Annotated in this window: 12 protein-coding genes; all 12 read left to right on the forward strand. The window is 65.1% G+C overall.

The genetic code is table 11. The features are described from left to right. Window positions 1-2 precede the first annotated feature (2 nt). Entirely contained in the window at window positions 3-1,343 is a 1,341-nt protein-coding gene (nuoF, locus tag ACS5PN_RS02980; protein WP_439462449.1) for an NADH-quinone oxidoreductase subunit NuoF, read from the forward strand. Window positions 1,344-1,363: 20 nt separating this feature from the next. Next, window positions 1,364-3,682 (forward strand): NADH-quinone oxidoreductase subunit NuoG, encoded by a 2,319-nt coding sequence (gene nuoG / locus ACS5PN_RS02985; protein ID WP_439462450.1) that lies wholly within the window; start codon window positions 1,364-1,366, stop codon window positions 3,680-3,682. 14 nt (window positions 3,683-3,696) lie between these two features. After that, window positions 3,697-4,794 carry an NADH-quinone oxidoreductase subunit NuoH gene (gene nuoH / locus ACS5PN_RS02990; protein ID WP_439462451.1) on the forward strand — a complete coding sequence of 366 codons (1,098 nt, stop codon included), beginning with the start codon at window positions 3,697-3,699 and terminating at the stop codon, window positions 4,792-4,794. A gap of 10 nt (window positions 4,795-4,804) precedes the next feature. Beyond that, complete coding sequence (nuoI, locus tag ACS5PN_RS02995; protein WP_119046407.1) at window positions 4,805-5,293, forward strand: NADH-quinone oxidoreductase subunit NuoI; 489 nt, start codon at window positions 4,805-4,807, stop codon at window positions 5,291-5,293. 147 nt (window positions 5,294-5,440) lie between these two features. After that, the gene (locus tag ACS5PN_RS03000; RefSeq protein ID WP_439462452.1) at window positions 5,441-6,085 is read left to right on the forward strand and encodes an NADH-quinone oxidoreductase subunit J; all 645 of its coding nucleotides are present in this window, start codon (window positions 5,441-5,443) and stop codon (window positions 6,083-6,085) included. Beyond that, a complete protein-coding gene (gene nuoK / locus ACS5PN_RS03005; protein ID WP_394488036.1) occupies window positions 6,082-6,414 on the forward strand; it encodes an NADH-quinone oxidoreductase subunit NuoK in 333 nt (110 codons plus the stop codon). The genes ACS5PN_RS03000 and nuoK overlap by 4 nt, the downstream gene beginning before the upstream one ends. A 10-nt stretch (window positions 6,415-6,424) precedes the next feature. Beyond that, entirely contained in the window at window positions 6,425-8,479 is a 2,055-nt protein-coding gene (gene nuoL / locus ACS5PN_RS03010; RefSeq protein WP_439462453.1) for an NADH-quinone oxidoreductase subunit L, read from the forward strand. A gap of 21 nt (window positions 8,480-8,500) precedes the next feature. Beyond that, window positions 8,501-9,973, forward strand: coding sequence for an NADH-quinone oxidoreductase subunit M (locus ACS5PN_RS03015; RefSeq protein WP_439462454.1), 1,473 nt, complete (start codon window positions 8,501-8,503; stop codon window positions 9,971-9,973). Window positions 9,974-9,994: 21 nt separating this feature from the next. Beyond that, window positions 9,995-11,482: an NADH-quinone oxidoreductase subunit NuoN gene (gene nuoN, locus ACS5PN_RS03020; RefSeq protein ID WP_439462455.1), complete on the forward strand. Its 1,488-nt coding sequence runs from the start codon at window positions 9,995-9,997 to the stop codon at window positions 11,480-11,482. Between the two features lie 9 nt (window positions 11,483-11,491). Beyond that, window positions 11,492-11,794: a DUF2818 family protein gene (locus ACS5PN_RS03025; protein ID WP_439462456.1), complete on the forward strand. Its 303-nt coding sequence runs from the start codon at window positions 11,492-11,494 to the stop codon at window positions 11,792-11,794. Further along, the gene (locus ACS5PN_RS03030; protein ID WP_439462457.1) at window positions 11,781-12,362 is read left to right on the forward strand and encodes an NUDIX domain-containing protein; all 582 of its coding nucleotides are present in this window, start codon (window positions 11,781-11,783) and stop codon (window positions 12,360-12,362) included. The genes ACS5PN_RS03025 and ACS5PN_RS03030 overlap by 14 nt, the downstream gene beginning before the upstream one ends. Before the next feature lie 109 nt (window positions 12,363-12,471). Further along, window positions 12,472-13,638, forward strand: coding sequence for an efflux RND transporter periplasmic adaptor subunit (locus tag ACS5PN_RS03035; RefSeq protein WP_439462458.1), 1,167 nt, complete (start codon window positions 12,472-12,474; stop codon window positions 13,636-13,638). The last annotated feature ends 11 nt before the right edge of the window (window positions 13,639-13,649 follow it).

Genomic DNA, 13,649 nt, shown 5'->3' on the forward strand with positions numbered 1-13,649 from the left:
CGATGCTGGACCTCACCAAATTCCAAAGCACCGGCGCCGAGACCTGCTTCCACGGCCGCCACATCACGCCGCAGATCTACGCGGACCTGAACGGCAAGAACTGGTCGATCAAGGACTACGAAGCCCGTGGCGGCTACGCAGCGCTGAAGAAGATCCTGGCCGCTGACGGCGGTGAAGGCCTGACCCCTGACCAGGTCATCGCCGAAGTCAAGACCTCGGCCCTGCGCGGCCGCGGCGGCGCCGGCTTCCCCACGGGCCTGAAGTGGAGCTTCATGCCCCGCCAGTTCCCGGGCCAGAAGTACCTCGTCTGCAACAGTGACGAAGGCGAGCCGGGTACCTGCAAGGACCGCGACCTGCTGATGTTCAACCCGCATCAGGTCATCGAGGGCATGGCCATCGCCGCCTACGCGATGGGCATCACGGTCGGCTACAACTACATCCACGGCGAGATCTTCGAGGTCTACGAGCGCTTCGAAGCGGCCCTGGAAGAAGCCCGCGCCGCCGGCTACCTCGGCGACAAGATCATGGGCTCGGGCTTCAGCTTCCAACTGCACGGCCACCACGGCTTCGGCGCCTACATCTGCGGCGAAGAGACCGCGCTGCTGGAATCGCTGGAAGGCAAGAAGGGCCAGCCGCGCTTCAAGCCGCCGTTCCCGGCCAGCTTCGGCCTGTACGGCAAGCCCACCACCATCAACAACACCGAGACCTTCGCGGCGGTGCCCTGGATCATCCGCAACGGCGGTCAGGCCTACCTCGAGATCGGCAAGCCCAACAACGGCGGCACCAAGCTGTTCTCGGTGTCGGGCGACGTCGAGAAGCCCGGCAACTACGAGATTCCGCTGGGCACGCCGTTCTCGGTGCTGCTCGAGATGGCGGGTGGCGTGCGCAAGGGTCGCAAGCTCAAGGCCGTCATTCCTGGCGGCTCGTCTGCGCCGGTGCTGACGGCCGAAGTGATGATGCAGTGCACGATGGACTATGACTCCATCGCCAAGGCCGGCTCCATGCTGGGCTCGGGCGCCGTCATCGTCATGGACGATTCGCGCTGCGCCGTGCAGAGCCTGCTGCGCCTGTCCTACTTCTATGCCCACGAGTCCTGCGGCCAGTGCACGCCCTGCCGCGAAGGCACGGGCTGGATGCACCGCGTGCTGGAACGCATCTACCACGGCGAGGGCAGGGCAGAGGACATCGACCTGCTGAACTCGGTGGCCGACAACATCCAGGGCCGCACCATCTGCGCGCTGGGCGACGCTGCCGCGATGCCGGTGCGCGCCATGATCAAGAACTTCAAGCATGAGTTCTTGCACCTGATTGAACACAAGAAGCCCCTGGTGGCTCCGACCTGAGCGCCTAGGGAACACCCATCATGGTTGAAATCGAACTCGACGGTCAGAAGGTCTCGGTCCAGGAAGGCAGCATGGTCATGCATGCCGCCGAGAAGGCCGGTACCTACATCCCGCACTTCTGCTATCACAAGAAGCTGAGCATCGCGGCCAACTGCCGCATGTGCCTGGTGGACGTGGAGAAGGCGCCCAAGCCCATGCCTGCGTGCGCTACACCCGTCACGCAGGGCATGATCGTCCGCACCAAGAGCGACAAGGCGATCAAGGCCCAGCAGGGCGTCATGGAATTCCTGCTGATCAACCACCCGCTGGACTGCCCCATCTGCGACCAGGGCGGCGAGTGCCAGCTGCAGGACCTGGCCGTGGGCTATGGCGCCGGCAAGAGCCGCTACTCCGAAGAGAAGCGCGTCGTCTTCCACAAGAACGTCGGTCCGCTGATCTCCATGGAGGAGATGAGCCGCTGCATCCACTGCACCCGCTGCGTGCGCTTCGGCCAGGAGATCGCCGGCCAGATGGAACTGGGCATGGCCCACCGCGGTGAGCACAGCGAGATCCAGACCTTCGTCGGCCGCACGGTGGACTCCGAGCTGTCGGGCAACATGATCGACATCTGCCCGGTCGGCGCGCTGACCAGCAAGCCCTTCCGCTACAGCGCCCGCACCTGGGAACTGTCGCGCCGCAAGAGCGTCAGCCCCCACGACTCGACCGGTGCCAACCTGATCGTCCAGGTCAAGAACCACCAGGTCCTGCGCGTCGTTCCGCTGGAGAACGAAGACGTCAATGAATGCTGGATCGCCGACCGCGACCGCTTCAGCTACGAGGCCCTGAACAGCGACCAGCGCCTGACCGCGCCCATGATCAAGCAGGGCGGCGCCTGGAAGCAGGTCGACTGGACGACGGCGCTGGAATACATCGCCAACGGCCTGAAGACCATCAAGGGCGACCATGGTGCCAAGGCGATCGGCGCGCTGGGCTCGGCCCACAGCACGGTGGAAGAGCTGCACCTGCTCACGCAGATCGTGCGCGGCCTGGGCAGCGACAACATCGACCACCGCCTGCGCCACAGCGACTTCGGCAATACCGCTGCCGCCGGCCAGGCCCGTTGGCTGGGCACCAGCATCGCGAGCCTCTCCGAGCTGGACCGCGCCCTTGTCGTCGGCTCCAACCTGCGCAAGGACCACCCGCTGTTCGCCGCCCGCCTGCGTCACGCCGCGCGCCGCGGTGCCGCCGTGCATCGCGTCGGCCTGAGCAGTGATGACTGGCTGATGCCGCTCGCCGGTTCATCTGCCGTCGCCCCGTCGGGCTGGGTGCAAGCCCTGGCCGATGTCGCCGCCGCCATTGGCGCCGGTGCGCCGCTGGCTGGCAACGCCACGGACGAAGCCAAGGCGATTGCCGCCAGCCTGCAGTCCGGCCAGAAGAAGGCCATCCTGCTCGGCAATGCCGCCGCCGAACACCCGCAGGCCACCAGCCTGCTGGCGCTGGCGCAGTGGATAGCCCAGCAGACCGGCGCGACGGTCGGCTACCTGACCGCCGCCGCCAACACCGTTGGTGCCCAGCTCGTGAAGGCCCAACCCCAGATCGACGGCCTGAACGCCGGCCAGATGCTGAACGGCACTTCGCTGAAGGCCGTGGTGCTGCTGAACACCGATCCGGTGCTCGACTCCGCCAATGCCGCGGCAGCCGCCAAGGCGCTGGACGCGGCCGAGATGGTCGTCGTGCTGAGCCCCTTCAAGAGCGGTCTCGAATACGCCGACGTGCTGCTGCCCATCGCCCCGTTCACCGAGACCTCGGGCAGCTTCGTCAACGCCGAGGGTCGCCTGCAAAGCTTCGTCGGCGTCGTGCGCCCGCTGGCCGAGACGCGTCCGGCCTGGAAGGTGCTGCGCGTGCTCGGCAATCTGCTCGGCCTGGCCGGCTTCGACCAGGAGAGCTCGGAGCAGGTGCGTGAACAGGCCCTGGGTGGCGACATCGCTGCCCGCCTGAATAACGCCACAAATTCGACCACCTCCGCCGCAGCGCAAGCCGCGACGAAGGGCGAGGGGGTTGAGCGCTTCGCCAACCTGCCCATCTACGCGACCGACCCGCTGGTGCGCAACTCGACCTCGCTGCAGCTGACCACCGACGGCCGCGAAGCCGCGACGGTCGGCCTGCCCGGCAGCCTGTGGGCGCAACTCGGCCTGGCCGAAGGCGACCAGGTGCGCGTCGTGCAGGACGGCGGTGCCGCCCAACTGCCCGCCCGCCTGGAAGCTGGCCTGCCCGAGGGCGTGGCCCGCGTGCCGTCCGGCCTCGCACAAACCGCCACTCTGGGTGCCGCCTTTGGCACGCTGAGCATCAGCAAGGTCTGAGGGAGCTGAACCGAATGATCGACTCTCTCTACCAAAACGGCGCCGCGCTGCTGGGGGTCTTGTGGCCTCTGGTCTGGAGCCTGCTGAAGATCGTCGCGGTGATCCTGCCGCTGCTGGGCTGCGTGGCCTATCTGACGCTGTGGGAGCGAAAGGCCATCGGCTGGTCGCAGATCCGCCCGGGTCCGAACCGCGTCGGCCCCTACGGCCTGCTGACCCCCATCGCCGATGCGGTCAAGCTGATCTTCAAGGAGATCATCAAGCCCGCCGCCGCCAGCAAGGGCCTGTTCTTCCTCGGCCCCGTCATGACCATCATGCCGGCCCTGGCCGCCTGGGCCGTCGTGCCCTTCGGTCCTGACGCGGCGGTCGCCAACGTCAACGCCGGTCTGCTGTTCCTGATGGCCATCACCTCGCTCGAGGTCTATGGCGTCATCATCGCCGGCTGGGCCTCCAACTCGAAGTACGCCTTCCTGGGCGCGCTGCGCGCCTCGGCCCAGATGGTCAGCTACGAAATCGCCATGGGCTTCGCCCTGGTCGTCGTGCTGATGGTGACGGGCAGCCTGAACATGACCACCGTCGTGCAGGTGCAGGAAAAGGGCATCTGGGCCAACATGGGGTTGAACATCTTCTCCTGGAACTGGGTCCTGCTGTTCCCCATCTTCATCGTCTACTTCATCTCGGGCCTGGCCGAAACCAACCGCCACCCGTTTGACGTCGTCGAAGGTGAATCGGAAATCGTGGCCGGCCACATGATCGAGTACTCGGGCATGTCGTTCGCGATGTTCTTCCTGGCCGAGTACGCCAACATGATCCTGGTGTCGGCCCTGGCCGTCATCATGTTCCTGGGCGGCTGGAGCGCACCGATCTCCTGGAGCCTGTTCGGCATGGAAGTGCCGAGCTTCTTCCAGCACACGATGGCGTTCTGGAACTGGTTCTGGCTGTTCGCCAAGACCTTCTTCGTCGTCACCATGTTCCTGTGGGTGCGTGCCACGTTCCCTCGCTTCCGCTATGACCAGATCATGCGTCTGGGCTGGAAGATCTTCATTCCCATCACGCTGATCTGGCTGGTCGTTGTCGGTGCTGTCATGCAGACGCCGTTCAACCCCTGGAAGTGAGGCGGCGACCATGACTGCAATCACGAATTTCGCCAAGACCTTCTTCCTCTGGGAATTGCTCAAGGGGATGAAGCTGACCGGCCGCCACTTCCTGTCGCGCAACATCACCATCCAGTTCCCGGAAGAGAAGACGCCGCTGTCGCCGCGCTTCCGCGGCCTGCATGCGCTGCGCCGCTACGAGAACGGTGAAGAGCGCTGCATCGCCTGCAAGCTCTGCGAGGCCGTCTGCCCCGCGATGGCCATCACCATCGAGAGCGACGTGCGCGCTGACGGCAGCCGCCGCACGACGCGCTACGACATCGACCTGACCAAGTGCATCTTCTGCGGCTTCTGCGAAGAAAGCTGCCCGGTGGACTCCATCGTCGAAACCAGCATCTTCGAATACCACGGCGAAAAGCGCGGCGACCTCTACTTCACCAAGGACATGCTGCTGGCCGTCGGTGACAAGTACGAGCCGCAAATTGCTGCGCAAAAGGAGGCCGACGCCAAATATCGTTGACCCCTCGTCCGGGAGTACCCGGCCGGTCCCCCGAGGGGACGCAGATGAACGCCGGCAAACGCCGCCGTCCACATCTGCCCGGATCGTCCTTGGGACGGCCCGGCGGACGCCCCGGATCCAAAGTCAGCAGTGTTTGACCGAGCAAATATGGACATCACGACCATCCTCTTCTACGTCTTCTCCGGCATCCTGCTGGTGAGTTCGTTCCGTGTCATCACGGCGCGCAGCACCGTGCATGCGGCGCTCTTCCTCATCCTGTCCTTCTTCACGGCCTCCTGCATCTGGATGCTGCTGAAGGCCGAGTTCCTGGCGATTGCGCTGGTCCTCGTCTACATCGGCGCCGTCATGGTGCTGTTCCTGTTCGTGGTCATGATGCTCGACCTGAACACGGATAGCCTGCGTGAGGGCTTCTGGAAGCATTTGCCCGTGGCCGCCGTCATCGGCGCGCTGATCGCCTTCGAGATGGGCATCGTGCTGATGGGCGGCTTTCAGACTGCTGATGCGCCGATGGCCACCGCTGCGCAGATCAGCCAAGGCAACACCAAGTTGCTGGGCATCGAGATCTACACCAGCTATCTCTACCCGCTGCAGATTGCCGCCGTGCTGCTGCTCGTCGCCATCGTCGCGGCCATCGCGCTGACGCTGCGCCGCCGCAAGGACTCGCGCGCCATGGACGCCTCCGAGCAGGTCAAGGTCACCAAGGCCCAGCGCCTGAAGATCGTCAAGATGGCACCGACCGTCGCTGCGCAGCCGGCCGCACCCGCTGCACCCACCGAAGGAGGCCAGGCATGATCGGCGCCGCTGGACTGACCCTGGGCCATTTCCTGACGCTGGGCGCAATGCTGTTCGCGCTGTCGGTGATCGGCATCTTCCTGAACCGCAAGAACCTGATCGTGCTGCTGATGGCCATCGAGCTGATGCTGCTGGCGGTCAACCTGAACTTCGTCGCCTTCTCGCACTATCTGCCGGTTGAGGCCGACAAGATGGCCGGCCAAGTCTTCGTGTTCTTCATCCTGACCGTCGCGGCGGCCGAATCGGCCATCGGCCTGGCCATCCTGGTCGTGCTGTTCCGCAACCGGGCCAGCATCAACGTCGAAGAGCTCGACGCGCTCAAGGGCTAAGGGCACCCAGATGTCTGCACAACTCTCCCAGAACCTGCTGCTGACGGTGCCGCTGGCGCCGCTGGTGGGCGCCATCGTCGCCGGCTTCTTCGGCAAGACGGTGGGCCGCCGCGGCTCGCACATGGTCACCATCCTCGGCGTCCTCGTCGCCTTCATCATCTCGGCCATGACGCTGTACAGCGTCGCCGTCGATGGCGCGCGCTTCAACGCCACCCTCTATGAGTGGATGAACCTCGGCACGCTGAAGATGGAAGTCGGCTTCCTCATCGACGGCCTGACGGCCATGATGATGGTGGTCGTGACCTTCGTGTCGCTGATGGTGCACATCTACACCATCGGCTACATGGAAGAGGACGACGGCTACCAGCGCTTCTTCTCCTACATCTCTCTGTTCACCTTCAGCATGCTGATGCTCGTCATGAGCAACAACATGCTCCAGCTCTTCTTCGGCTGGGAGGCGGTGGGCCTGGTGTCGTACCTGCTGATCGGCTTCTGGTACAAGAAGCCGACGGCCATCTTCGCCAACATGAAGGCCTTCCTGGTGAACCGGGTCGGTGACTTCGGCTTCATTCTCGGTATCGGCCTGCTGGTGGCCTTCGGTGGTTCGCTGAACTACGCCGAGATCTTCGCCAAGTCCGAGCTGCTGTCGCAGATGGCCTTCCCGCTTTCACTGGGAGGAGGCGACTGGTCGCTGATGACCGTCACCTGCATCTGTCTCTTCATCGGCGCCATGGGCAAGTCGGCGCAGTTCCCGCTGCACGTCTGGCTGCCCGACTCCATGGAAGGCCCGACGCCCATCTCCGCGCTGATCCACGCCGCGACGATGGTGACGGCCGGCATCTTCATGGTGGCGCGCATGTCGCCGCTGTTCGAGCTGTCGGATACGGCGCTGAACTTCGTCATGGTCATCGGTGCCATCACGGCCCTGTTCATGGGCTTCCTGGGCATCATCCAGAACGACATCAAGCGCGTCGTCGCCTATTCCACGCTGTCGCAGCTGGGCTATATGACGGTCGCCCTGGGCGCCTCGGCCTATTCGGTCGCCGTCTTCCACCTGATGACGCATGCCTTCTTCAAGGCCCTGCTGTTCCTCGGTGCCGGCTCCGTCATCATCGGCATGCACCACGACCAGGACATCCGCAACATGGGCGGCCTGCGCAAGTACATGCCCATCACCTGGATCACGTCCCTGCTGGGCTCGCTGGCCCTGATCGGCACGCCGCTGTTCTCGGGCTTCTACTCCAAGGACTCCATCATCGAGGCCGTGCACGCCAGCCATCTGCCGGGTGCCCACTTCGCCTACTTCGCCGTCATCGTCGGCGTGTTCGTGACGGCCTTCTATTCCTTCCGCATGTACTTCCTGGTCTTCCACGGCAAGGAACATTTCCACCACAAGCCCTTCCCGGGTGAGCACGACCACCACGACGATGACCATGGCCACGGCCATGACCACACGCCGCACGAGTCGCCCTGGGTTGTCACCGCGCCGCTGGTGCTGCTGGCCATCCCGTCGGTCGTCATCGGCTTCATGACCATCCAGCCGATGCTGTTTGGCGACTTCTTCAAGGACGCCATCTTCGTCAACCTGCACGCCCACCCGGCGATGGAGGAACTGGCCGAGGAGTTCCACGGCGCCGCGGCCATGGCCCTGCACGGCCTGACCTCGCTGCCGTTCTGGCTGGCCCTGTCGGGTGTCGTGACCGCCTATGTGTTCTACATGGTGGCGCCCAGCATCCCTGCCACGCTGGGCAAGGTGCTGCGTCCCGTGATCATCGTCCTGGAGAACAAGTACTTCATGGACTGGATCAACGAGAACATCCTGGCCCGTGCCGCGCGTCTCATCGGCCTGGGCCTGTGGAAGGGCGGCGATGCCGGCCTCATCGACGGCCTCGTCATCAATGGCTCGGCCAAGGCCATCGGTGGTATCGCGGGCCTGGTGCGCCGCTTCCAGACCGGTTATCTGTACTGGTACGCCCTGGTCATGATCCTGGGCGTCACCGGGCTGATGACCTGGCAGCTGTGGCCCTATATCAAGCCCCAGTTCAATGCCCTGTTCGGGTTCTGAGCGACGAGGCGGAGAACAAGAATGTTGCTGAGTCTTGCGATTTTTCTGCCCATTGCCTGCGGCGCCTTGCTGCTGGCGCTCGGGCGTGACGAACAGGCGAATGCCGTTCGTTGGATGGCGCTGGTGGCGGCGGTGGCGAGCTTCGCCGTCACGCTGCCGCTGATCACCGGCTTTGACACGTCGACGGCTGCCATGCAGTTCGTCGAGAACCAGTCCTGGATCGAGCGTTTCAACATCAGCTACCACCTCGGCGTGGACGGCATCTCGATGTGGTTCGTGCCGCTGACGGCCTTCATCACCATCATCGTCGTCATCTCGGCCTGGGAAGTCGTCGAGACCCGCGTCAACCAGTACATGGGCGCCTTCCTGATCCTGTCGGGTCTGATGGTGGGCGTGTTCAGCGCGCTGGACGGCATGCTGTTCTACGTGTTCTTCGAGGCCACGCTGATCCCGATGTACATCATCATCGGCGTCTGGGGCGGCCCGAACCGTGTCTATGCGGCCTTCAAGTTCTTCCTGTACACGCTGGCCGGCTCGCTGCTGATGCTGATCGCGCTGCTCTACCTGTACACCAAGACGGGCAGCTTCGACATCCAGGCCTGGCACCAGCTGCCGCTGACCGGCGGCGCCCAGACCTGGCTGTTCTTCGCCTTCCTGGCCGCCTTCTCGGTCAAGGTGCCGATGTGGCCGGTGCACACCTGGCTGCCCGACGCCCACGTCGAGGCGCCCACCGGTGGCTCCGTCGTGCTGGCGGCCATCATGCTGAAGCTGGGTTGCTACGGCTTCCTGCGTTTCTCGCTGCCGATCGCGCCGGACGCGGCACGCGAATGGTCCTGGCTCATCATCGCCATGTCACTGATCGCCGTCGTCTACATCGGCCTGGTGGCCCTGGTGCAGAAGGACATGAAGAAGCTGGTGGCCTACTCGTCCATTGCCCACATGGGTTTCGTGACCCTGGGTTTCTTCATCTTCAACGAGCTGGGTGTGTCCGGCGGCATCGTGCAGATGATCTCGCACGGCTTCGTGTCGGGTGCCATGTTCCTGTGCATCGGCGTGCTCTACGACCGCGTGCACTCGCGTGAGATCGCCTCCTACGGTGGTGTCGTCAACACCATGCCCAAGTTCGCCGCCTTCGCCGTCTTCTTCGGCATGGCCAACTGCGGCCTGCCCGCGACGGCCGGCTTCGTCGGCGAGTGGATGGTCATTCTGGGCACCGTCAAGGCCAACTTCTGGCTCGGCGGCATCGCGGCGACGGCCCTGGTGTTCGGCGCGGCCTACACGCTGTGGATGGTCAAGCGCGTCTACTTCGGCGACATCGCCAACGACGACGTCCGTGCGCTGACCGACATCAACAAGCGCGAATTCATCATGCTCGCGCTGCTGGCTGTCGCGACGCTGTACATGGGTCTCTATCCCAAGCCCTTCACTGACGTGATGCACCACTCGGTCACCGAGCTGCTCAAGCACGTGGCGCTCACCAAGATCCCCGCCTGATCCCGAGCCAAAGGCAGAACAATGAACAACGTTAACTGGCTCGCCGCGATTTACCCCGAAGTCCTGCTGCTGGCGATGGGCTGTCTGATCGCGCTCGTGGACCTCTGGGTCACCGACGAGCAGCGTCGCCCGACCTACTGGCTGACGCAGCTGACGCTGGCCGTCGTGGCCGGCATGCACTTCTACTACTTCAACCGCGGCGACACGAGCTACGCCATGCAAGGCATGGTCGTCGCCGATCCGATGGGCCATCTGCTGGCCGGTTTCGCCTGCGTGGCTACGCTGATCGCGCTGGTCTATGCGCGCCCCTATGCCGCCTTCCGCGAGATGTTGAAGGGTGAGCTCTTCATCCTGAGCCTGTTCGCGCTGCTCGGCATCAGCGTCATGATGTCGGCCAACAACTTCCTGGTCGTCTATCTCGGCCTGGAACTGATGAGCCTGTCGCTGTATGCGCTGGTGGCCCTGCGCCGCGACCACGCGGTGTCGACCGAGGCGGCGATGAAGTATTTCGTCCTCGGTGCGCTGGCCAGCGGCTTCCTGCTCTACGGCCTGTCGATGATCTACGGTGCCACTGGCTCGCTGACCATCCCCGAGGTCTTCAACGTGACGCACCGGGGCATCCCGCCGAACATGAGCGTGCTGGTCTTCGGCGTCGTCTTCGTTGTCGCCGGCCTGGCCTTCAAGCTGGGTGCCGCGCCGTTCCATATGTGGGTGCCTGACGTCTACCAGGGCGCCCCGACGGCCGTGACGCTGCTGATCGGTGGTGCGCCCAAGCTGGCTGCATTCGCCATCACCGTGCGTCTGCTGGTCGAAGGCATGAGCCGCATGGCCGTGGACTGGCAGCAGATGCTGGTCGTGCTGTCCGTCATGTCCCTGCTGATCGGCAACCTGGCCGCCATCGCACAGAGCAATCTGAAGCGCATGCTGGCCTACTCGACCATCGCCAACATGGGTTTCATGCTGCTGGGCATGACGGCAGGCGTCGTCAACAACAGCACCGCCTGGGGCACCAACGCCTACAGCTCGGCCATGTTCTACGTCATCACCTATGTGCTGACGACGCTGGGCACATTCGGCATGGTCATCCTGCTGTCGCGCCAGGGCCACGAGGCCGAAGAGATCAAGGACCTGGCCGGCCTGGGCAAGCGCAGCCCCTGGTTCGCTCTGGTCATGACGATGTTCATGTTCTCGCTGGCCGGCGTGCCGCCGACGGTGGGCTTCTACGCCAAGCTGGCCGTGCTGCAGGCCCTGGTGGCCACGCAGCTGCCCTTCTATCTCTGGCTGGCTGGCTTTGCCGTCGTCGTCTCCCTGGTCGGCGCGTTCTACTACCTGCGCGTCGTCAAGGTCATGTTCTTCGACGCTCCGACCGACACGGCCCCGCTGGCCGCCCCGGCCGATGTGCGCTTCGTCATGACCCTGAACGGCGCTGCCGTGCTGGTCTTCGGCCTGCTGCCGGGTGGCCTGCTGGAACTCTGCAAGGTTGCCATCCGCCAGGCTCTGGCGACCTGACCACGCCCGATGGACCAGTCCGCTGCCGTCTGGCTGGTCCTCGTTGCGGCCGTCGTCGCCGCCAACCTGCCTTACTTCAACGAGAGGCTGCTGCTCGTCGGTCCGCGCCGCGCGCCCAAGCCGGCGGGATGGCGGCTGTTGGAGCTGGCGCTGATGGCCAGCATGACCTTCGCTCTTGGCACCATGCTGGAGGCCCGCATCGGCCAGCGCCATGAGCAGGGCTGGGAGTTCTACGCCGCGGCCGCCTGCCTCTTCATCACGCTGGGCTTCCCAGGCTTCGTCTGGAGGTATCTGCGCCGTGGCCGGGACTGAAGACGATCACCTCGTCGAGCGCCTGCTCGAAGGCAGCCAGGTCTACAGCGGCCATTTCCTCGACGTGCGCCGCGACCGCGTCGCGCTGCCCGACGGCCGCACCGCCCAGCGCGAATACATCCGCCACCCCGGTGCCGTCATGATCGTGCCGCTGCTGGACGACGGCCGGCTCGTGATGGAACGCCAGTACCGCTACCCCATGGGCCGCGTGATGCTGGAGTTCCCGGCCGGCAAGCTCGATGCCGGCGAGGATCCGCTGAGCTGCGGCCAGCGCGAGCTGCTGGAGGAGACCGGCTACAGCGCCGCCGAATGGGCCTATGCCGGCGTGCTGCACAACGCCATCGCCTATTCGGACGAAGGCATCCACATCTACTTCGCACGCGGCCTCACCAGGGGCGCGCAGCAGCTGGACGAAGGCGAGTTTCTTGAACTCGTCACGCACACGGTCGACGAACTCGACCGCCTCGCCGCCCAAGGCGAGATGACCGACGCCAAGACCCTGATCGGGCTGCTGTGGCTGCAGCGCTGGCAGCAGGGCGCCTGGCCGCTCCAGTGGCAGCCGGCCTGATTACGTTCGATAACATTTCGTACATGACCTCTGGCGAGTTGTTGCCAGACCGTTAAGCTCAGGCGTTTGAGCCGCCCGAAAACCTTTCCATCGCAGAAAGCTTCTGTCCATGACGCGTGCAACGCTGACCCTGACCGCATTGACCCTGGCCCTGACGCTGGCCCTGACCGCCTGCAACAAGGGTGGCAAGCCGGATGACAAGTCGGCCGCGGACAAGCCCTCAGCCCCGCTGTTGCTCGCGCCCGAGGATGTGCGCCAAGTCACCCAGAGCGGCCTGATCGGTTCCCCCGTCATCTCGGGCGCCATCCAGCCGGCCCGCCGCGCCGACCTGCGCGCCGAAGTGGCCGCCGTGGTGCTGCAGATCGCCAAGGACAACGGCGAACGCGTGCGTGCGGGTGATCTCATCATCCGCATCGACCCGACCTCCATCCGCGACGCGGCCACATCGGCCGACGAAGGCCTGCGTGCCGCCCAGCAAAGCTTCGAGCAGACCGAACGCGTGCTGGCCCGCCAGCGCACGCTGAACCAGCAGGGCATGATCTCCACGCAGGCCCTGGAAGACGCCGAAGTGCGCCGCAACGCGGCCCAGAGCGAACTGGCCGCTGCCAAGGCTCGCATGGTCACGGCTCGCCAGCAGGTCTCGCGCACCGAGGTCCGCGCGCCGTTCGACGGTGTCGTCAGCGAGCGCAAGGTCTCGGTCGGCGACACGGTGCAGGTCGGTCGCGAGCTGATCAAGGTCATCGACCCCGCCTCCATGCGCTTCGAAGGCCAGGTTTCGGCCGACCGCCTGGGTGAGCTCAAGCTGGGCCAGCGCGTCGCCTTCCGCATCAACGGCTTCGGCGACGACGAGTTCCACGGCAAGCTGGCGCGCATCGACGCCTCCGCCAACGCGACGACGCGCCAGGTCGAGCTGATCGCCAATTTCGAGGATGCCTCCAAGGCGCCGCAGGTAGCCGGTCTCTACGCGGAAGGCCGCGTCGAGAGCACCGACCGCCGCGCCCTGGTGCTGGCCGAGGGTTCGGTGCTGCGCGAGGGTGACACCGCCTTCGTCTGGAAGCTCGCCGGCGACAAGCTCAAGAAGACCACCGTGACGCTGGGCGAGCGCGACGAGCGCCGCGGCGAGATCGTCATCGCCACCGGCCTGGCCCTGGGCGACGAAGTGCTGCGCAATCCCAGCAGCAACCTGAAGGACGGCGCGCCGCTGCAGCGCGTCAAGCCCGGCGCCGGCGCCGCATCGGCTGTCGCGGCAGCACCTGCCCCGGCGGCCAGCAAGTAAGCAGGAGGTCG

Source organism: Roseateles sp. NT4 (assembly GCF_051857475.1).
Classification (GTDB): domain Bacteria; phylum Pseudomonadota; class Gammaproteobacteria; order Burkholderiales; family Burkholderiaceae_C; genus Pelomonas.